Annotated in this window: 18 protein-coding genes; 12 read left to right on the top strand and 6 right to left on the bottom strand. The window is 49.8% G+C overall.

Going from position 1 to position 21,244, the window contains the following annotated elements; translation table 11 throughout:
- On the top strand, positions 1–218 hold a 218-nt coding region (locus CAG65_RS04590; protein ID WP_161452482.1), incomplete at its 5' end, for a hypothetical protein.
- Positions 219–365: 147 nt separating this feature from the next.
- Here CAG65_RS04590 and CAG65_RS04585 read toward each other — a convergent pair.
- A complete protein-coding gene (locus CAG65_RS04585) occupies positions 366–953 on the bottom strand; it encodes an FMN-dependent NADH-azoreductase (protein ID WP_021703507.1) in 588 nt (195 codons plus the stop codon).
- Positions 954–1,153: 200 nt separating this feature from the next.
- Between CAG65_RS04585 and hrpA the strand changes: the two genes are divergently transcribed.
- The 3 genes from hrpA (at position 1,154) to CAG65_RS04570 (ending at position 6,641) form a co-directional block, all read left to right on the top strand.
- Positions 1,154–5,098, top strand: a complete 3,945-nt coding sequence (gene hrpA, locus CAG65_RS04580; protein WP_161452480.1) for an ATP-dependent RNA helicase HrpA — start codon at positions 1,154–1,156, stop codon at positions 5,096–5,098.
- Between the two features lie 116 nt (positions 5,099–5,214).
- Positions 5,215–5,685 carry an outer membrane beta-barrel protein gene (locus CAG65_RS04575; protein ID WP_021703505.1) on the top strand — a complete coding sequence of 157 codons (471 nt, stop codon included), beginning with the start codon at positions 5,215–5,217 and terminating at the stop codon, positions 5,683–5,685.
- A gap of 266 nt (positions 5,686–5,951) precedes the next feature.
- Positions 5,952–6,641 (top strand): toxin-antitoxin system YwqK family antitoxin, encoded by a 690-nt coding sequence (locus CAG65_RS04570; protein ID WP_161452478.1) that lies wholly within the window; start codon positions 5,952–5,954, stop codon positions 6,639–6,641.
- Between the two features lie 68 nt (positions 6,642–6,709).
- Here the strand turns inward: CAG65_RS04570 and CAG65_RS04565 are convergent, their stop codons facing one another.
- From CAG65_RS04565 to CAG65_RS04550, 4 genes are all read right to left on the bottom strand, one after another.
- On the bottom strand, positions 6,710–8,413 hold the full coding sequence (locus CAG65_RS04565) for an ATP-binding protein (protein ID WP_161452476.1): 1,704 nt from the start codon (positions 8,411–8,413) through the stop codon (positions 6,710–6,712).
- Positions 8,400–8,555: a hypothetical protein gene (locus tag CAG65_RS04560; protein ID WP_161452474.1), complete on the bottom strand. Its 156-nt coding sequence runs from the start codon at positions 8,553–8,555 to the stop codon at positions 8,400–8,402. Before CAG65_RS04560 ends, CAG65_RS04565 begins: the two co-directional genes overlap by 14 nt.
- Before the next feature lie 95 nt (positions 8,556–8,650).
- The gene (locus CAG65_RS04555) at positions 8,651–9,148 is read right to left on the bottom strand and encodes a hypothetical protein (RefSeq protein ID WP_237668746.1); all 498 of its coding nucleotides are present in this window, start codon (positions 9,146–9,148) and stop codon (positions 8,651–8,653) included.
- A gap of 10 nt (positions 9,149–9,158) precedes the next feature.
- Positions 9,159–10,502: an MATE family efflux transporter gene (locus CAG65_RS04550; RefSeq protein ID WP_021703501.1), complete on the bottom strand. Its 1,344-nt coding sequence runs from the start codon at positions 10,500–10,502 to the stop codon at positions 9,159–9,161.
- A 103-nt stretch (positions 10,503–10,605) separates the two neighbouring features.
- Between CAG65_RS04550 and CAG65_RS04545 the strand changes: the two genes are divergently transcribed.
- The 7 genes from CAG65_RS04545 (at position 10,606) to CAG65_RS04515 (ending at position 19,958) form a co-directional block, all read left to right on the top strand.
- A complete protein-coding gene (locus CAG65_RS04545; protein ID WP_161452472.1) occupies positions 10,606–11,556 on the top strand; it encodes a LysR family transcriptional regulator in 951 nt (316 codons plus the stop codon).
- 186 nt (positions 11,557–11,742) lie between these two features.
- Positions 11,743–13,113 carry a collagen-like triple helix repeat-containing protein gene (locus tag CAG65_RS04540; protein ID WP_161452470.1) on the top strand — a complete coding sequence of 457 codons (1,371 nt, stop codon included), beginning with the start codon at positions 11,743–11,745 and terminating at the stop codon, positions 13,111–13,113.
- Between the two features lie 117 nt (positions 13,114–13,230).
- The gene (locus CAG65_RS04535) at positions 13,231–14,910 is read left to right on the top strand and encodes a ShlB/FhaC/HecB family hemolysin secretion/activation protein (RefSeq protein WP_161452468.1); all 1,680 of its coding nucleotides are present in this window, start codon (positions 13,231–13,233) and stop codon (positions 14,908–14,910) included.
- 67 nt (positions 14,911–14,977) lie between these two features.
- Positions 14,978–15,838 carry a patatin-like phospholipase family protein gene (locus CAG65_RS04530; RefSeq protein WP_161452466.1) on the top strand — a complete coding sequence of 287 codons (861 nt, stop codon included), beginning with the start codon at positions 14,978–14,980 and terminating at the stop codon, positions 15,836–15,838.
- Positions 15,839–16,014: 176 nt separating this feature from the next.
- Positions 16,015–17,487, top strand: a complete 1,473-nt coding sequence (locus CAG65_RS04525) for a C69 family dipeptidase (RefSeq protein WP_161452465.1) — start codon at positions 16,015–16,017, stop codon at positions 17,485–17,487.
- Positions 17,488–17,638: 151 nt separating this feature from the next.
- Positions 17,639–18,493 carry a pyridoxal kinase PdxY gene (gene pdxY / locus CAG65_RS04520; protein WP_021703495.1) on the top strand — a complete coding sequence of 285 codons (855 nt, stop codon included), beginning with the start codon at positions 17,639–17,641 and terminating at the stop codon, positions 18,491–18,493.
- 145 nt (positions 18,494–18,638) lie between these two features.
- Complete coding sequence (locus CAG65_RS04515) at positions 18,639–19,958, top strand: ferredoxin reductase family protein (protein WP_021703494.1); 1,320 nt, start codon at positions 18,639–18,641, stop codon at positions 19,956–19,958.
- A gap of 6 nt (positions 19,959–19,964) precedes the next feature.
- Here CAG65_RS04515 and CAG65_RS04510 read toward each other — a convergent pair whose 3' ends face one another.
- Positions 19,965–20,354 carry a winged helix-turn-helix transcriptional regulator gene (locus tag CAG65_RS04510; RefSeq protein WP_161452462.1) on the bottom strand — a complete coding sequence of 130 codons (390 nt, stop codon included), beginning with the start codon at positions 20,352–20,354 and terminating at the stop codon, positions 19,965–19,967.
- A 100-nt stretch (positions 20,355–20,454) separates the two neighbouring features.
- Here CAG65_RS04510 and CAG65_RS04505 point away from each other — a divergent pair, with 100 nt between their 5' ends.
- The gene (locus tag CAG65_RS04505; RefSeq protein ID WP_021703492.1) at positions 20,455–21,099 is read left to right on the top strand and encodes a DsbA family oxidoreductase; all 645 of its coding nucleotides are present in this window, start codon (positions 20,455–20,457) and stop codon (positions 21,097–21,099) included.
- Positions 21,100–21,244: the final 145 nt, after the last annotated feature.

The raw sequence follows: 21,244 nt of genomic DNA, 5'->3' as shown, positions 1-21,244 counted from the left end.
TTATGGCTCAGGTGGAATGCATCAACGAGCAATTGGATGGTGTCAAACGTGAGCGTTTGTCCGTAACGTGTACGGAAACGGATTACCGTATTGAAAAAATTTTGCCTAAACCCAGAGGGCGCACGCCAACACCCGGTCCGGCGGTGTTGTTTCAGGGGCAAGGTCACGCCTGCCATGTATTTCTCAATGGCTATCAATCGTTCTTTTTCACTGAATAGCAGCGATAAAAAAGGCGCAGTCCTTGATAAGGCGGCGCCAAAACGGGTAATAGAGAGTTACCTGAAAATGTCAAAAAAGGATGTTTAACTTAGGACAGTGGAACAGAAAATCAGGGAGTTGTGTCGCCAACTCCCTTTTTTTGTATCTTAAACTGGTAACGCGTCCAGTTGGGATTTCGCAGCTGCAATCCCTTGACTGGCAGGCTCTTCACCCATGTTTAACGCTTCAGCGTACACAAATTCTACATCGGTAATGCCGACAAAACCCAGTACCGTGCGCAGGTACGGCGTCACATTATCGGTTGGTGAATCTTTATGGATTCCGCCACGTGTAGTGACAACAATCGCTTTTTTACCTTCGATCAAACCTTGAACGCCCGCTTCGGTGTATTTGAATGTCACGCCGGCACGTGCAATCAGATCAATCCAGTTTTTGAGTTGTGTTGGGATAGTAAAGTTATACATAGGCGCAGCGATAACCAGTGTATCTGCGGCTTTGATTTCTTCGATCAGTGTGTCAGACAGAGCCACAATATGCTGTTGTTCGTCAGACAGATCTTCGGTTGCACGCAAAGCGGTCGCAACACCAAAATCCAGAACCGGCAGAGGGTTGGCTGCCAGGTCGCGCACGGTCAGGTTTTCTTGGTCAACATTTTTGATGAACTCATCTACCAGTTTGTTTGACTGTGAGTAGTCGCCCAGGATGCTGGATTTAAGTGCTAGGATGCGAGACATATTCAATTCCTCAGTAGTGCTTTCTCGGTATGGACACATATTAAAAGCGTTACGTCCACGGTTGAAGTAGAGGATTTTGCTGTACTTGTTCGAAAAAATAGAACAAGTACAAAAAGGGAGTAAATCGTTCGGATTACGCCTCAACAAGTGGCTTGAGTATATGGGATGTGGCTGTGATACAATCCGCGCAGTTTTATGTAATGAAAAGAATAGGAAACGCTTTGACTTCGTCACAGCCAGAAAACCAAAATGCAGTATCTGCGGCTACAAATAGCCCGGTGGCACTGCGAAAGGCGCTGAATGAGTGCATGCTGCGGGACAGATTCCGTTTGAGCAAACGCATTTCCGGCGCCACTAAAATTAAAAAAGACGCATCGCGTAATGCGGTGCTGGATGAAATTGCGTTGGACATCGCCAAATCAATGGCGGAAGCCCAGCAGCGTGCGGCATTTGAGCCGACCATTGATTATCCGGCGATCTTGCCAGTCAGTCAGAAAAAGGCCGATATAGCGAAAGCCATCGAAGAAAACCAGGTGGTGATCGTCGCGGGTGAAACCGGCTCAGGTAAAACCACGCAGCTACCAAAAATCTGTGCTGAGTTGGGGCGCGGAAAATATGGCCTGATTGGTCATACCCAACCACGTAGACTAGCGGCCCGCTCAGTCGCGAACCGAATCGCGGAAGAGATGGAAACGCAACTGGGTCAGTTTGTCGGCTATAAAGTGCGTTTTAACGACCAAATATCCGACAATACGCAAATTAAGCTGATGACCGATGGTATCTTGTTGGCCGAAATCCAGCATGACCGTTTTCTGAATCAGTATGACACCATCATCATTGATGAGGCGCACGAGCGCAGTCTGAATATCGATTTTATTCTCGGCTACCTCAAAGAGCTGCTGCCACGTCGTCCTGATCTTAAGATCATCATCACATCGGCGACCATCGATCCAGAGCGATTTTCAAAACATTTCAACGATGCACCAATCATTGAAGTGTCCGGCCGAACTTATCCGGTTGAAACCCGTTACCGCCCGTTAAGAGGGGATGACGATGGGGACCGCGACCAGTTAGAAGGCATTTTTGAAGCCGTTGACGAGCTGTGCGATGAAGGCCTGGGCGATATTCTTATCTTCATGAATGGTGAGCGAGAAATTCGTGATACGGCGGATGCGTTGAGTAAACGCAATCTCAAGTCGACCGAAATTGTGCCGTTGTATGCACGACTATCCGCTGGTGAACAGAACAAAATTTTCCAGCCGCATACCGGTCGTCGCATTGTGCTGGCAACGAACGTGGCGGAAACGTCACTGACGGTGCCGGGCATCAAATATGTGATTGACCCGGGTACAGCCCGGATCAGTCGATACAGCTACCGGACCAAGGTACAGCGTCTGCCGATTGAGCCGATATCGCAGGCGAGCGCCAACCAGCGTAAAGGTCGCTGTGGGCGTGTGGAAGAAGGTATCTGTATCCGTTTGTATTCGGAGGAGGATTTCGAATCACGCCCAGAGTTTACCGATCCGGAAATTCTGCGTACCAACCTCGCCTCGGTTATTTTGCAGATGACTGCGCTTGGTCTGGGGGATATTCAGGCATTCCCATTTGTTGAAGCGCCGGATAAACGCAACATTCAGGATGGTGTCCGCCTGCTCGAAGAGCTGGGGGCTATCAATGAAAATGCCAAAGATCCGAAAAAACGTCTAACGGCAACCGGCCGTCAACTGGCGCGTTTGCCTATCGACCCTCGATTGGCGCGTATGGTACTCGAAGCTCCTAAATATGGTGCTCTCAAAGAGGTGATGATCATTGCATCGGCGTTGTCGATTCAGGATCCCCGTGAACGTCCGAGCGACAAACAGCAGTCGTCAGATGATAAACATCGCCGTTTTTTCCATGAAGAATCGGACTTTCTGACGTTTGTGAATTTGTGGGAGTACGTGCAGAAGCAGCAGAAAGCGTTGACGGGTAATCAGTTCCGTAAACAGTGTAAGCAAGATTATCTCAACTACCTGCGTATCCGTGAGTGGCAGGATGTCTATTTCCAAATCCATCAATCGATGCGAGAAATGGAGTTCAAGCTCAATGATGAGCCAGCAAGCTATCACGGTGTGCACAGTGCGATCTTGGTTGGGTTGTTGTCGCACATCGGTATGAAAGATCAGGAGAAGAATGAGTATCAGGGAGCGCGGAATGCCCGTTTCCATATCTTCCCGGCGTCCGGATTATTTAAGAAGCAGCCGAAATGGGTGATGTCGGCTGAGCTGGTGGAAACCTCTAAACTGTGGGGGCGCGTCATTGCTAAGATTCAGCCGGAGTGGATTGAAACGCTGGCAAAACACCTGATTAAGCGCAGTTACAGTGAGCCGCATTGGTCGAAGAAACGTGCCGCGGTGATGGCGTATGAAAAAGTCACACTGTACGGCATTCCAATCGTACCAAAGCGTGTAGTGAACTATGGCAACATCGACAGCACGGTCAGTCGTGAAATTTTCATTCGCAGCGCACTGGTTGAAGGGGAGTGGGAAACCAAACACGCCTTTTTCAAACAAAACCGCAAGTTGCTGCAGGAAGTGGAAGAGCTGGAGCATAAATCCCGCCGCCGGGACATCCTGGTCGATGACGATGAGCTGTTTGATTTCTACGACCAACGTGTTGGTACGGAAGTGGTGTCCGGTCGTCATTTTGATACCTGGTGGAAGCACGTCGCCAAAGACACACCAGAGTTGCTGAATTTCGAAAAAGAGATGCTGTTTAAAGGCGATGCCAGCCATGTGACTGATCTCGATTATCCGAACTTCTGGTACCAAAATGGATTGAAACTTAAGCTGAGTTATCAGTTTGAACCGGGTGATGATAGTGACGGTGTCACTGTACATGTGCCATTGCCGATCCTTAATCAGGTTGAACCGGCGGGTTTTGACTGGCAAATCCCGGGGTTGCGCCATGAACTGGTGGTTTCTTTAATCAAAGCTTTGCCGAAAACGCTGCGTAAGAACTTTGTTCCGGCCCCAAACTATGCCGATGCATTTCTTGCCCGTGTGACTCCGATGGAGGCCCCGTTGTTGGACGCGTTGGAAAAAGAACTGCGCCGCATGACGGGAGTTGAAGTGTTGCGTGAAGACTGGAATCTCGATCAGGTGCCAGAGCACTTGAAAGTCACGTTCCGCGCGGTGGATCACCGCAATCGCAAGCTGAAGGAACACAAAGATCTGCATGAACTTAAAGAGAGTCTGAAAGATAAAGTTCAGGAAACCTTATCGAAAGTGGCCGATGACGACATTGAGCAGCAAGGCCTGCATACCTGGAGTTTTGGTGAGTTGCCGAAAGTGTATCAGCAAAAACGGGGCGGCTATGATGTCAAAGCGTTCCCGGCGCTGGTCGATGGTAAAGACAGTGTTGAAATCAAGCTATTCGAGACTGAGCAGGAGCAGCATGCCGCGATGCGTCAGGGGCAGCGTCGTTTGATTCTGCTTAACGTTCCTTCGCCAATTAAGTATCTGCACGCCAACTTGCCTAATAAGTCCAAGCTGGGGCTTTACTTCAACCCGTATGGCAAAGTGCTCGACTTGATTGATGACTGCATTGCTTGTGGTGTTGATAAGCTCATCCAGGAGCAGGGTGGTTTGGTGTGGGAGCCAGCTCAGTTTGAGGCGTTGAAAGAGCATGTCCGGGCTGAACTGGGAGATACGGTGGTGGACATCGCTAAACAGGTGGAAACCATTCTGACCACGGCGTTCAACATCAACAAGAAGTTGAAAGGTAAGATAGATTTTTCGATGGCGTTTGCCTTGTCTGACATCAAAGCGCAAATTGAAGGGCTTATCTTTAAAGGATTCGCGACTGAGTGCGGTTGGCAACGTCTGCCGGATATTTTGCGCTACATGCGAGCCATTGAGCGTCGGATGGAAAAACTGCCGATCGATCCGAACAAAGATCGCCTGCACATGTTGAAGATTGAATCAGTCAGTAGTGACTATAAAGAGTTGCTCAATAAAATTCCGAAAGGCATGGCGATTCCGGAAGAAGTGAAGGAAATTCGCTGGATGATTGAAGAGTTACGAGTCAGCTACTTCGCTCAGCAACTCGGAACCCCGTATCCTGTTTCTGATAAACGTGTCAAAAACGCGATTGAGGCATGTTAGTGGTCCAGCCACAGGCACAGGACTTGCATGAAGGTAGCTCAGCAATATAATTGTGACGAAATGCGGCAAGGCGGTGCCGTTAGCGGCCTTGCCACGATAACTAAAGAAGGTTAACTATGAAAAAAACTCTACTGGCGCTAGCTCTGCTGGGTGCTTCAGCTTCAGCTTCTGCTGACTCATGGATTTACGGTGGTGCATCAGTGGGTACTGCAGACTTCAATGGTTCTGACGGTACTGCATACAACGTACACGTAGGTACAGGTATCTTACCGTTTATTGGTATTGAAGCCGGTTACAACCGTTTTGATGACTTCAATAAAAACGACACTTCTTTTGACAACGTTTACGTAGCAGCGAAGCCAAGCATTAACTTTGGCCCACTTCAGGTTTACGCCAAAGGTGGTGTACATAAGTGGGACATGAGTTCAAAAGCGGGTGACGACGACGATTACGACTTTATGTGGGGTATCGGTGCGGATTACGCTGTATTTGGTCCGCTGTCTCTGGGTGCAAGCTACACCAGTTACGAAGTGTCAAAAGACGATATTGGTTCATTCAACCTAACTGCGTCTCTGAATTTCTTGTAATTCGCCAATCGGCCAGAATTAATTTACGCAAGCCCGTGTCTGTGACACGGGCTTTTTACCATCTGTTGTGTGCTAAATGGCCTTCCTCTTCTTTTTAACTCATTGTAAACATTGGTAAATAATAAAATGACTGTGAGTTAATGAAAAAGTTTCGTTGCGTTTTTGTAAACCAAACTTTCATTTCTAACACTTACAATCTGACTTTTAGACTCTATTTTAACTTCTGAGCACCGACCGTTTTTCACTCCCTTAAAGTAGGTGCGACTATGAACAAACTGATTCCAATAGCATTAGCGGTTTTAATGGTTTCTGGCGGTGCATACGCTGCAGAGCAACAATCTCAGGGCGATACGGTCAATTATGTCCAGATTCGTCATGGGTTGGCTTATCAGGTGAATCACCAGGAGCCATTCACCGGAACCTTGTTACAGAAATTTGATAACGGTCAGAATGCCATTCAGGCAAACTTCGTCAAAGGCAAAGAAACAGGCATAGAAACGGCTTGGTACAGTAATGGCCAGGTGTCATCTAAAGTCCATTACCAGGGTGGGCAGCTTAATGGTCAGACACAAACCTGGTATGACAATGGGCAGATGGCGAAACAGGCGAATTACACCTCAGATCAACTGAATGGCCAGTATCAGGAATGGGCGTATAACGGTCAAAAAATTGCCGATATGAGCTATCAAAAGGGCAAGGTTGATGGGAAAGTGACGCTTTGGTACGACAACGGAGAAAAACGTTTTGCCGGTGAATTTAAAGATGGTGAAAAGAACGGTGTGGTTGATCGTTTTTATCCAAACGGCAAAAAATCGTTTGAAGCTAAGTACGTTAAAGGCAAACTGGCTGATGGCAAAGTTACCGGATTCAACTCTCAAGGGCAAAAAGCGGTCGAAGTGACGCTGAAAGATCACAAAGTTGTCTCACAGCAAGAGTGGATGAACAGCGATTCTTAACCACATGCTGGTGTGGAGAAAACGCAAAAGGCGATGCGCACTGGCATCGCCTTTTGTTTTGGTTCAATTCAGGAACCCGACGCTTTGCGATCCTGATCAAATCGGTCGGCGAACTGACTCAACGCTTCGTCAAAGCAGTGCATTTGCAGCGGTTTAGCAAGAATATGGTCGGCGCCAGCTTGCATGAAGTCACTGAGTGTATCTTCATAAACATCTGCGGTGTACGCAAAGATGGGCATCGATAACTGCAGCTGTTCTCGGATGTAACGAGTGGTCTGTACACCATCCATTTCCGGCATGTTGTTGTCCATCAGAATAACGTCGTAACCGATGTCTCTTGCCATATCAGCCGCTTGTCGACCATTTTCAGCCAGATCCGCTCGGTGGCCCAGTCGCTGACAGAATCCTTGGGCGATCAGCCCGTTCAGACGGTTGTCTTCGGCAATCAGGATCCGTAGCGGACGACCATGATAACGCTTGGTTTCACTGAAGTTTGCCGCCATACCCGCGCGAGCCTCAGTTTCAAAAGGCAGCGGCATCGTGATGACAAAGCTGGATCCCAGTCCTTCGGTACTTTTCACTGTTATTTCTCCATCCATTAACTCGGTCAGGCGCTTGGCGATTGCCAGTCCCAGACCTGTTCCCCCGAATTCGCGGGTCGTTGATGACGACGCTTGCTGATAGCTGTGGAAAATTGCGTCCAGTTTTTCTTCTGCGATACCAATCCCGGTATCGGTAACGGTAATTTGCAGCGAGTGCGCGTCATCGTTTAGCAGTTTTGCCTGCAGCATGACGTGCCCCTGTTTGGTGAATTTGACGGCGTTACCGACCAAATTAAAAATAATTTGACGCAGTCGGGTGCTATCGCCTGTGAAGGTGATCGAATCCGGTACATCGTTACGGATCAGCAGGCAAAGATTCTTATTCATGGCCACAGGCGTCATGGCGGCATTCACCGGTGTGATGACCTGATCCAGGGTAAACGGCGTGGATTCGAGCGTCAGCTTATGGTTTTCCGCTTTGGTGAAGTCGAGGATGTCGTTCACGATAGTGATCAGATGGTCACCGGTGCTTTGGATTACGCGCATGTTTTCTCGTGTACTGAGTTCACTGGTTTCCTGCTCCACCAGTTGAGAGACCCCTAACACACCGTTCATCGGGGTTCGTAACTCATGACTCATATTGGCCAGAAACTGCAGGCTGGTTTTTGATGCCGCCTCGGCTTTGGCCAGCGCCGCTTTAAGTTGGGCATTGATGCGTGACAAGGTATTAACCCGGCGTTGACTGGTCAGATAGAGGAAACCAATCCCAATGCAGAAGAAAGGTAAGGTCCACCAGGTTTGCAATATGCTGTGCTGATGGGGAGGAATATCCGCCTGATGGGTGGTTAATTCTGACGGGGATGTCAGGTGAGCAAGGTATTCGGATAACTGACGAGCACCGAGTGAGATACTATTTGCCAGTTTATGAAACGCGTCGACCAGTCCGGCAAATAGCACACTGAACCACTGGCTGATGGACACCCAAACATCATGAATCGTTTTGTCATTATCCGTGGTGACGACGGTATACGCTTGTTGAGCATCGAAATGTTCCAGCATAAACAGCGATGTCAGGCGGTGAAGTCCTGAATTTAATGCTCCCGCCAAATAGCCAAACAATGTTTGAATCTCGCTGTCGGAGATCCAGGGGGATTGGGCGAAGAGGAGAATCCACAGCACTGTGAGGCAGAATATAATCAGCGTGCGATTCATAAATTTAGAGCCAAACATGACGGAAACACCTTTTAATGATGTCCTGACCTGAGTGCTCTGACGGTGACGATACGTCATGTCGGTACGGACGAAACAGGCCTAGAACAACGCCTTCCAGTTGGCCGTACTCACCGAGTGAATGCAGTGAATGCGGTTGCACTTTTTAATCTAGTCTTTTATCAATAAAATGCCAGCAAGGAAGGCAACCCCAAGGGATAAATAATCCAAAAGGTCTAGAAAGTGAGACGGTATAGACTAGTTAATCTTGATGTTAGCGGCGTCAAATCGGGCATGGATGGTCCGTTCTGCGGAGCGGTACCATTCTGGGGGCATAGCATCAGCCAAACCAAGCGAGCTTAAGGCTTGTTTTTCCTCTTTACTGATGACTGCATATTGCAGGGCGGTAGCGAGAATTCGTTTGAGGCTCGCAAGGGTCAGGTTGCCATCTCGGGTATGACGTTTCAGCTCTCCGATCAAGGCCTCATTGGGAAGCAAGGGCTCCAGGCAAGCGTGTTTCACCTGCATAATTTTTGACGAGCGCGGAGACTGAGCGCGTGCGGCCTCCCAGTCTGGTTTACCCTGTTTGGTCAGGTAACCTTCACGAAAACAGAAGTAGGGGAACAGGAAACGGTCGAGCTGGTTCCAGCGTTCCGCTCGGATCTCCAGCAGAATATGTTCAAGTTCAATGTCGAGATCGGTCATGCCCATTCGCCCGCATACAATACCCGGGCGAATGGTAGCAGACTTCGTCATGTTTCAATACTTAAACGGTGATGCTGTCTAAGGTGTAACTTTGTTTACGAATGGCCTTCATTAGCAGGAAGAGCAACAAAATGCCGGTGACGCCCAATCCGACTCCGATTCCGGCCCAGATGCCGCCCAAACCATAGCGCTCCATTAGCCACCAGGCAGCAGGAAGGCCGAATACCCAATAACCGATGGCGGTCATTACTGTGGGGGCGATGACAATCTTCATACCACGCAACAGGTTGATTGCGAGAAGCTGCCAGGCATCGACGATGAACGACAGAGCGACCACCCAGATTACCGCGTATAGCAGTTCAGTCATACCGCCTTCACCCTGATCAAGCTGGAACATATCAGCAATCACGTTTGGCCAGGCAATAAATGCGCCCGCCATGACCACGCTCATAACGGTTACCAGCCAGAAACTGCGTGAGGCGGTTTGTTTGATACCGGCATAATCTTCTGCGCCAAAGTCGCGACCAACCAGTATGGCTGCGGCCTGAGAAAAACCAAAATTGATATTCCAGGTAAAACTCAGACATTGCAGGAGAATTTGGTGCAACGCTAAAGCCACCACACCGATGGCGCCTGCCATGAGTGTGCCACCGTAGATCAGCCCATGCTCCAGCAGTGCCGCCAGAGCGATCGGAAGCCCCATGGTGAGCAGAGGAGTCATCAATGACAATGAATACTCGTTAACATTTCGCCATGGGGCAAATTGTTGGTATTCGGGACGCTTGAATACCCAAACTGCGTATCCGATCATTACCGTCAGTGCGGCCAGGGTAGTACCTGCCCCGAGGCCACTGAGCCCCAAACCGAGAGGAAATGCCAGCACGTAGCTGATTGGAACGTTGAGGATCACCGTCAGTACCGACATCACCATAATCGAGCGCACATTTCCCAACGCGCTGGTGAGCCCGCGCAATACCAGAAGTAACAGCGAGGGCAACATAGCCCATTTCAAGGCATTAACGTAAATCATCGCTGAATCAATGATGGCGTCAGGCTGATGCGCCAGCGCCAGTAAGTTTGGTACGTACAAAAAACTGATCGTCAGCAGAACAGTGAGAATGACGGAAAGCAACACGGCGCCTTTCACTGCCAGACGTATTTGTTGGTTACCAAACTCCGGGCGTGCAATTCGCTGACCATACGCGATGGCGATCAGGTTAGCGACACAACCGACAGTACTGCCTGCGACAATAAACACGAATGAGTAAATAGATGCGCCGAGGCCGCCAGCCGCGAGTGCTGACACACTCAGTTTGGACATCATCCACACATCAGTCAGCACCAGAGCCATGGAGATCATTTGCGAGATGATCAGTGGAAATGCCAGCGACAGAATTTTTTTCATAACAGCCTCATTATTGTTTGAGGTAAAGGTAAGGGCTTACGGGCTGGTGTTCAAATGACTTTTATGCCAATCTGGTATTCCTTAAACTCATGTGAAAAAACGAATGACACCGTATCCGAATCTTCCCTATTCACACAATGGACTAAAAGCGTTTGAGGCGGTTGCCAGGCTGATGAGTTTTACTCTTGCTGCTAATGAGCTGAACGTAACTCAGAGTGCGGTCAGTCGCCAGGTTAAGCAACTTGAGGATGATCTGGGCGCATCTTTAGTCGTGCGTAAACATCGCGCTATCACATTGACCGAGCAAGGGTTGGCATTAAGCAACACTTTGCGCAAGAACTATCAGGCCGTTGAAACGTTGGTGGCGTCCTGGAAAGCGCCACAGCGAAAGCGCATCGTCATAAAAGCCGCGTTGAGTTATACGACTCGTGTTTTAATGCCCAAAGTGCGAATTTTGAATGACCGTTATCCGGATCATGAAATCGTGATAGTGCCGACGATTGACGAAGAGTCCAGCCTTCATTCCAGCGATTATGATTTGCTGATTTTCAGCACCCGGCTAAAAGATCGTTATGGCAAAGAGCCTGGGATGATTTTTTTGCGCGAAGAGTATATGGCACCGGTGTGTGCGTCCAGTTTACTGGATGATACGTTCAACACCGATTCGATACTAACTTTGCCGCGCCTCCACTCAACCTTAGATCATGAAGACTGGCGATTGTGGCTGGAGAAAAACCAGGCAGGAAAAGCGAGTCGGGTCCGAGAGACTACCTTCTACACGTTGGACCTGGCACTCAGTGCGTGTTTGTCCGGGCAAGGAGTGACGGTGACTGATTTATTGCTGGTTTTGCCGGAATTACATGAAGGGTATTTACAATGTCCGGAAGGAACCCATGTCGAATACAGTGCCTGGCGATACTTTTGTCACTACCGCCAACCTTCACCGGTGATCGACGACTTGTTGCTTTGGCTACAGAGCGAAACGCAACGCGATATTGAAATATTGAATCAGCTGGCTCAGCGCCACCAATGGCAAGGGGTGATAGGGAGTTGAGACCGAGACCAATAACCTCCCGGGCGTCTGGCACGCCAACTGCTAATTAATATTCATCTCATTAATATTTGATACTCGTTCAATCGCCTCCTAGCTTACCTTTGCAATGACCAAAAACTGATGAAGCCACAACCTGAGGGCGGTTAGGGATTCGATCGGTTCATGTGTGCGCAAGGAGAACAAGCAATGGATAATTCAACCTCATTAACTGGCGTGGCACTACTGCTCACGCTGTTTCTCTCCGTCGCTGGCTGCAGTGGTTCCGGATCCGGTTCTGCATCTGGTGGCGGTGGTGGCTCCGATGTAAACAGCGTCGCCTCTGCAACGGATGATGATGCGAAACAAGATGACAATAACGTCAATGATGATGTGGCTGAAGAAGACGGTAATTTGGTGACAGATGTTGGCAACGTGATTAGTCAGGGCGATCTGCCGGATTATGCCGATTCGATAACGACAGGTTCCGGCGACGTGTTGGTGAACCTTGGGGGGGTGGTAACAGAACTAGGCAGTGGCTTGCCACTGGATCCCGCTTCGCTTGACGGAAATTACCTTAACACCACACTTGAAGGAGCCACTGGCGCTCTGGCACAAACCGGAACCACGGTGGTGTCCGCCGGTGATGCCATTGCTCAGTTAGATGCGTTACCGGTCTTTGTTCAACTGAACGACCAAACCGGTATCCTGACTTACGCAGGCGGCACAGTCTCTGAACTGGGTGGCACGTTGGAACAGGTTGGCGATACGCTGCAGTTCCATGTGGCAGATGAAAATGGTGGTTTGTACAACCTTGCGGCGACGTTGTCTGCGGTGACCGCACCATTGGTGACAGAAACGAACGGAATGATAGATCTGAAAGGCAATGCGCTAGTCTTGTTTCAGGACACGGATGATCTGCAAGAAAATGGCCCTCAGTTTGTATTCCTGACCGGAAACAATCTGGTTGAGGGGACTCAGGCCCTGCTGTCCAATCCGGAAGGTTATGTGGACGGGTTGGGAACCGTGTTTATCGGTGACAATGGATTGACTGCCTTGGTGATGGATGAATCTTCAGACAATACAAACAGCATTCTGACCAGCACTTTATCTACCTTAGACACTCAACTATCTAATACCGGCTCACTTGATGGTCAGCAGGTGTTGGACGGCGATTCGACACTGGCGTCCGTTACGGGTGTGCTGACCGAAGTGGATGGTAACCAGACCATATTGACACAGGATCTGGGATCACTCTTGAAAACATCCGGGTTGCTCAGTGGTGATGTGCTCAATACCGATGCGCTGGGGGGTGATACCATTTCGCAAGTGACGTCCAGTCTGGTGGCCGGAACAACAACACTCGGTACGGAGTCGGGAGAGTCTTCCGGTTTAGTGGATAACACAGCTGATCTGTTGAACGGAGTGAATGATTCTCTGTTGGGTGACAGTGAACAAACCAGTGTGCTCAACGAAACACTGAATTCGGTGCTGCAAACCGAGTCTGAAACGGAAGAAGCAGGCTTACTCGACAGCGTTGACAACCAGGTACTGGATCCATTGCTTGGTAAGCTGTTGTAAGGATAAGAATGACAAGAAGTGGCTCGCTGGCGCGGTAAACGCGTAGTGAGGGAGTCCGGTAACATGTTGGCAGCACTCTAGGGCTGCCTCATGTTACCTTTTTCGCAGGGAGCGTGAATGAAGAAATCGAATATTGTTGCCGTGCTAGCCGCACCGGCGCTCTTCTTTGGTGTCAGTGGTGTTAGCCAGGCCAAAGACCCCCCTCTGATTACCCAACCTAAATCCATCCCCGACGCAGTCGGAGTTTCCAAAACTCAGTTAGATATCGAACCCGTCGAATCCCCGGTTGCGACCGAACAAGCTCAGGTCATACGCTCCATTCATTTTGCGGGTGGCACGGTGATTGGTCTGGATGAACTCAGTCAGCAAGTGAGCCCGCTGATTAATCAGGCGTATTCGGTTGAGCTGGTGACCACTACGGTGCAGGCGATCACCCAGTTGTATCAGGACAAAGGTTATCCGCTCTCGTTTGCGACAGTCACCAAAAAGGGTTTTTCTGCGGATGGTCAATTGACCATTACCTTGATCGAAGGACACATTGCACGTGAAGAAGTGCAGATAGAGCAGGACAGCATTCGTCAGCGCGTGAATGCAATCTTGGCTCCGTTGAAAAACGAAAAGCCGTTAACCCGAGATACACTGGAGCGGGCAGTGCTCTTGCTTGGGCAGATCCCGGGCTATACGTTCAACATTGGTTTACCGAGGCCAAAAACTTTGTCGGGTGCGACCTCTATTCGCGTTGAAGTGAAAGAACGAGAATGGGTCGAACCTGGTGTGTCGTTCAGCAAGCAGGAGCATGACGACGACAACTTATACGTGTCTTTGAAGTTGAAATCGTTGAATGGCTTCTTTGAGCAGTTCAGTGTTTCGGGGTTGGTCCCGCTGGATGGGGATGACGAACGTTATTATGCCGTGGGAATGGACAATAACTGGTTGGATTCTGGTTTGGTTGGACGGTTCCAGTGGAGCCGCTATGAAGACACGTCTGACAGCCGTTTGCCGGTAGGAAACCTGTATGTCGATGTGGATCAGGATAAAACGCGTGACCGCTATCAATATACTCTCGAATACCCGATCTGGTTGACCGTCAATCAGCGCTGGAAAGTGGGTGGTGGTATTTATCATACTGACGAGAAAAATGACTACGAGTTGTCTTACCTGAACACCATGTTAGGTAAGACTCGCCAGCATACCCGATATTCGTCACTGGCGCTCAACACGAACTACTATCGCAAATGGCAGTCGCTCTCTTTGTTTGGTGATGTACGGGTCAAACAAGGGGTGGATCTGGGTGGACGTCGCAACGATGTTTCCGACAGTAACGGAACCCGCCAGTTGAGTCAGGACATGGACTTCACGATATTTGAAGCCAGCCTGGCGTCGTCTTATCAAATTCTTCAGGACTTTAGCGCAATCGTAAAAGCCAACGGTGTTTACACCGATGATGAACTGGTCAGTTCGGAGCGTGTGACGTATGGCGGTCAATTTTATGGCCGTGGGTATCCGGAAGGTCAGGCTGAGGGCGATAAAGGCTACGGGGCGGAATTAAAGCTGCTCTATAACTATGGTCTTAACCGTTATTTTATTAAACCATATGTGGTGGTGGATACGGCGCACACTGAATTCAATACACTGCCGCTGGAGCATGATTTAAGTTCTTATGCGCTGGGGGTAGAAATCGGGCGTGGCAGCGATTTTAATATAGCGCTTGAATACGCTGTGCCGTTTGGTGATGACAATATTAATACCGGCGAAAAATCAGACGTTTACAACGTACGTTTTAGCTGGAAACTGTGAACGAGAATTGGTTAGCCGTGGTATTTGCGGTAGGCTAGTGTTTTGACTCTACGGATTCGGAACTCAAATGACACAGCAAATTGGCCCAAATGCACTCATCGTGGAAGGTGGCGCGATGCGAGGTGTTTTCTCGTGTGGCGTGCTGGATAGCTTTTTAGCGCAGGATTTTTCTCCGTTTGACAGTTTTTGGGGAGTATCGGCTGGTGCCAGTAATCTTGCGGCCTATCTGGCCAAAATGCCGGGGCGAAACCTGAAAATTTATACCGACTACAGTTGTCGCCGTGAATTTGTCCGCCCCGGGCAGTTTCTGCGCGGTGGTGATTTAATGGATCTGGACTGGATGTGGACGGTGACTCTGGCCGAGCTGGGGATAGACATGCATACCCTCAAACAGGAGTCGCGGCCGTTTTTTCTGGGAGTGACGCGGCAGGATACGGGCGCTGCAGAGTACCATACGCCGGAGCTTGCGTTGCTGGCTGAAACGATGAAAGCCAGCAGCGCTGTACCAATCGCTTACCGTCGCGGAGTGTTACTCGGCGGCGTGCCGTACGTTGACGGTGGCGTTGCTGATGCGATTCCGGTTGCTGAAGCCATTCGTCGGGGAGCCAAGCGGATTATGGTGCTGCGTAGCCGTCCGTCGGCATATCGCAAGTCTCCAGCGAAATTTCCCGGTTTGATGCGTCATTTACTGCGTCATACCCCTGCTTTAATTGAACCGATGTTGACACGGGACATTCGCTACAACCAAGCCGTGGAGCTCATCGAAAATCCGCCTCACGGTGTGGAGATCGTGCAGATATGTCCGCCGGATAGTTTCCAGCTCAAAAGGTTGAGCCGTGATACTAAATCCCTACAACAGGCGTATCAAAACGGTGTCGAAGCCGGTAAAGCGGCAATCAAGACGTGGAATAGCGCTCACAGCTTTTAATCTAAAATGCTTGTTATCAATTTATCGGCTGGTGATGTGATCGTTCTTCCAGCCGTTCCTTTCCTGACTGGTTAGACTCTCTCACGTTACTTACCAAAAATAACTACATAATCAATCGCATACACAACACTCATTGAATAAACATTCAAAGTTAATCCAGCTTATGGAGAGCAACAATGAAGAAATGGTCTGTGAGTTTACTTTCTGCTGCGGTAACGGCAGCACTTAGTGCGAACGCGATCGCCTGCACCGGGCTGATTGTGGGTAAAGGGGCATCGGCGGACGGCAGCATTATGATTGCCCGCAATGAAGATTTCGGGGTGAATAACTGGAATAAATATCTGGTTTACCGCCCCGCACAGCAAAATGAGCCGGGAAACTGGACATTGGGCAATGGGCTGACTGTCCCTATGCCGGAAACATTCTATGCCTATTCTGCCATTCCTGACTGGGATGCGAACACCGTCGACAGCGCGGGTAAATACTATGAAGAGCGGGGCATCAACCAGTTTAATGTCGCCATTTCTGCGACCACCAGTGCCGAGGTAAATGAGCGCGCACAAAAAGCTGATCCGTTGGTTGAAAATGGTGTTATCGAAGCCGTGATTCCAAGCTTGATCCTACCTCAGGCTAAAACAGCTCGGGAAGCGGTGGTCTTACTCGGGGGATATATCGAAGAGTTTGGCGCAGGTGAAGGCAACAGCCTGTACATCGCGGATGTGGATCAGGCGTGGCTGTTTGAAATTGGCTCGGGCCACCACTGGATAGCGGTAAAGGTGCCGGATGACAGTTACGCCATGATTGCAAATGGTCTGCGTGTACACGGTGTTGATCTCAACGGCGCCGATGTCCTGCATTCGAAAGGTTTGTTGGCGTTTGTGAAGCAACATCAGTTACTGAAAAATCCGGATGCCAAGTCATTCAATTTTGCCAAGGCATTTGGTGTCGTTGGCGACGTGTACAACACTGATCGCGAGTGGCTGGGTCAGAAGATGCTCACAACCTCCCGCACTCAGTTACCCCGTCAATCGCAGTATCCGCTCTTCATGAAACCGGATAAGAAAATCTCGGTAGCTGCGGTAGCGGATGTCTTGAGTGCCACTTATCAGGGGACGGAACTGGAAGGTAAGGCTGAGCGGCCAATGCGCGTAGAGCGCCAGCTTGAATCGCACGTCATCCAACTGCGTAAAGAGATGCCACAAGAGTTGCAGGGGTTGATTTGGCAGAGTTTTGGTGTCCTGCCGGAGTCGGTGTTGGTGCCTCTGTATTCCACCTTGCACAATTATCCGCATGCTTACCAGGTGGGCAGTGACACATATTCTGATCAATCGGCCTATTGGCAGTTTCGTAGCCTGACGGCGTTGGCCTCTGCTAATCCGGACAAATATCTGCCTATGCTACACCGCACCTGGGGTGAAGAGGAAACCAAGCTGTATCAACAGGTCAGTAATCTGGATATGACTTTAAAATCACTCTACCGTACAGACAAGCAGGCAGCCATGAGCATGGCGGCGGATTACTCGTTTGGACAATTGCAGCGCACCTTGTCGCTTGCGACTGAGTTACGCTACAAAATGCTGACCGACATGACCAAAAGTACCGAGAAGAAATATTCCGAAGAAGAGTTCAAGAAAATTATGAGCTTATAGCTGTCTAGGGTTCAGCCCGCGGGCTTGTCGGGTTGAACCTGATCCATCTCACGCCTCAATAAATGAAAATAACGATTTCATCAAAAGCACTACGATTATTGCGTGCCAGAGAGTAAAGTACTGACCTTTACGAATACAGTTAGGCGCTTCGATGAAAGGCATTCTCTCAATCCAGTCGCATGTGGTTTACGGTCACGCGGGCAACAGTTCCGCCGTCTTTCCGTTACAACGCATGGGTTTCGAAGTGTGGCCAATCCACACGGTTCAATTTTCCAATCACACTCAATACCAGCAAGGCTGGACCGGACAGGCGTTCTCGGCGCAAGACATTAATACCCTGGTGAATGGGATGCAGAACATCGGTCAGTTAGAGCATTGTCTGGCCGTACTCTCTGGTTATCAGGGGAGTGCAGAGCAGTGTCTGGCGATTATGGATACGGTCAAGCAAGTAAAAGCCGCCAACCCCGATGCGCTTTACGTGTGTGATCCGGTTATGGGAGCGCCCGATAAAGGGTGCATAGTGGCACCGGGCATTGCAGAACACCTGATTAATGATGTTATGCCGATGGCCGATGTGATTGTGCCGAATCAGTTTGAACTGAGTCAGTTTGTTGATATTGAGATCCGTCATCTTGATGATGCGGTGACGGCGTGTCGTAAAGCACTTGAAAAGGGGCCAAGCGTGGTACTGGTGAAGCATTTACACTCGGTTTCCGAGCAGCAATTCACTATGATGCTTGCCACGCAAGAAGGGTGCTTTATTGCTCAGCGTCCGCATCTGCCATTTGATAAGCAACCGGTGGGTGTTGGCGATTTGATCTCTGCGTTGTTTACCGGGGCGTTGTTAAAAGGATTGTCTCCTAAGCAGGCATTTGAACATGCGCATAACGCCTGTTACGCCGTGTTGAAAGAGACACACCAACGTGGTGAGTGGGAGCTTCAGACTATTGCGGCGCAACAGGAGTTGGTTGAGCCACGTGAACGTTTTGACGCACAGGCCGTCTGATGTTCCTCTGAACGGGGCGGATTGATCGCTCCGTATTTCCAACGCTGCTCTCCTTAAACGACTTTACATACCTTTACTGACTTTTGACGCCATTTTACGCAGCACGTTATACGATAATGGTGTCTGAATTTGTGGAGTGGTGAACATGCGTAAACTTTATGGTTTAGCCGCGGCGGTGCTGTTGATGGTGACGGCGTTTTGGTGGTCAGCTGACAGTGCCGTTCTGATCTCGGGAAGTTTCTTTCAGGTTCGGGCCGCACTGATCCAACTGAGTGGCATACTGTCAGTCACGCTGATGGTGATGGTCATGTTGCTTGCGTTGCGTCTGCCTTGGGTAGAGAAGTTGACGCATGGCCTGGACAAGTCGTATCGCTGGCACAAATGGTTAGGGATTGGCGCTGTCACCACCGCGATTGTGCACTGGCTTATCATCAAAGTCCCTAAATACCTTGTATCGTGGGGGCTACTCAGCAAACCCGTTAAAAATCATATCCCGCCAGACCCTGATTCCTGGTTCGCGCTGGTGGCTCCCTGGCACAGCGAGGCTAAATCGGTCGGAGAGTTGGCGTTTTACCTGCTGTTGGTACTGGCGCTTATCTCACTCAGCAAAATCGTTAAATACAAAGGATTCAAGTGGTCTCATAAATTGATGGCGGTATGCTTTCTCGCGATCGGTTTTCACTCCGTCGTATTGATTAAGCGAAACTACTGGCAAGAGCCCGTAGCGTTGCTTGTGATTGGAATGTGTCTGGTGGGCGTGCTTGCGGCACTCTGGAGCCTGAGCAATCGCATTGGCCGTGCGCGCCGGTACCCAGGCATAGTGCGTGAAGTGACTTACCATGAGTGTAATAAGGTGACCCACTTGGTGATTGATGTTCCCGAATGGAAAGGGCATCAAAGCGGACAGTTTGCCTATTTGCGCTGCCAGGGACATGAAGCACACCCATTTACTATTGCGTCTTATGATGACGGTTCGCATCAGTTGCAGTTTATGATCAAAGCGCTGGGGGATTTCACCTGCGGTTTGAATGGCCGCCTGAGCGCTGGTGACGAAGTGACGGTTGAAGGCCCGTATGGTGAGTTTGCATTCACTGATGAAGGGCCGGCTTTGTGGATTGCCGGAGGGGTAGGTATTGCCGCATTTAAATCTATTCTTGAGGAGCGAGTGAATCATCCATCGAGTTATCCGACCATCATGTACTACTGCACTGCGTGTCCGGATCCGAGCTTGATTGAGGAATTGCATCACAGTGCGCGTCTGGCGAATGTGACGTTACGCGTGCTCGACAGCCGGAGCGATGCTCGTCTGACCGCAGAGCGATTGCAGCGGGAAGTGTCGGGATTGCTCAAGCGCAATGTGTGGTTTTGCGGCCCGGCGATGTTTGCAGATTCACTGCGCCGAGGCTTGCAAGAACAAGGGTTTGACGCTCGTCGTTTCCACCATGAGTTGTTTGAAATGCGCTAAACGCGATCAGCCATCGCGACGCTGGTTGGACTGGCGAATTTTGATTTGATGGGCTTCGGACCAGACACGCAGATCATCGAGAATTTTCAGTGCACTGCGCCCGAAGTCGGTCAGCTCGTAGCTGACGGCGATAGGGCGTTCACTGATCACTTTACGCAGCACCATCCCTTCACTTTCCAGCTCTTTAAGCCTTTGAGCCACCATCTTTTTACTCGCACCACCGAGCATTCGAGCCATATCGTTAAACCGAACCGGTCCGTCTTTAAGGTGATAGATGATTGATCCTTTCCATTTACCGCCAATCAGACGCATTCCCTTCTCAATGGCACTGGGCTCGCTACAGGCGTTAACGACAGATTTTCGCCCGCGACTGTCGACCTGGATGTCACTTTTCATGCTGTTGGGTTCCTGATTTTCAGGTTACAAAAAGTAAACTGGTTGAAACTAACGTAAAGGTTACCATAATAAACCACATAACCCCTAAGTAAGGTAAAGTATGGCGAATAAAATTCAGCTCGATATTGTTTCGGACGTAGTGTGCCCTTGGTGCATCATCGGCTACAAGCGCCTGGAGCAGGCAATTCAGGAGCTCGGCATCGAAGAGCAAATCTCCATCGAGTGGCAACCGTTTGAACTCAATCCGCATCTACCACCAGAGGGTGAAAACCTGCGTGAACACCTGGCGAAAAAATACGGTACCACAGCGCAGGAAAGCGTACAGGCCCGAGAGAACCTGACACGTTTGGGCGCCGAGGTAGGATTTCAGTTCGATTATTTTGAAGAGATGCGCACGTACGATACCCGCGAAGCACACATCTTATTGCAGTACGCTAAAGAACAGGGCAAACAAACGGAGCTCAAACTACGTTTATTCAATGCCTTTTTTGCCGAGCGCAAAAATGTTGCCGATCGTGAAACCCTAGTCAGGGAACTTCAGGCGGTGGGGCTCAATGCCGATGACGCAATGCAGAGGCTGGACGATGTCGCAGTAAGAGCGGCTGTTGAAGGGAACGCACAGAGCTGGCGTGAGCTTGGCATTACGTCTGTTCCGACTGTGGTGTTCAATCGCAGCAGTGCGATCAGCGGTGCTCAGCCGGTTGAGGTCTACAAACAAATTTTGACGGAACTACTCGAAGAGTAAATGGCGATCGCCGGCCAGACGGTCGGCTTTTGGGTGGTGGAGTAGGGTATTAGGTCACTATTGGATTTCCCCTGAATTACGTGATAATAAATCCTGTTATTATTGTTGTCACTGAGCTGTCAATATTCTTTTTTACAGTTTGTTT

Source organism: Vibrio sp. V39_P1S14PM300, from assembly GCF_009904765.1.
In the GTDB taxonomy this organism is placed as follows: domain Bacteria; phylum Pseudomonadota; class Gammaproteobacteria; order Enterobacterales; family Vibrionaceae; genus Vibrio; species Vibrio proteolyticus.
The sequence above is the reverse complement of the archived record's forward strand: the minus strand, read 5'-3'. Positions and strand labels throughout refer to the sequence as shown.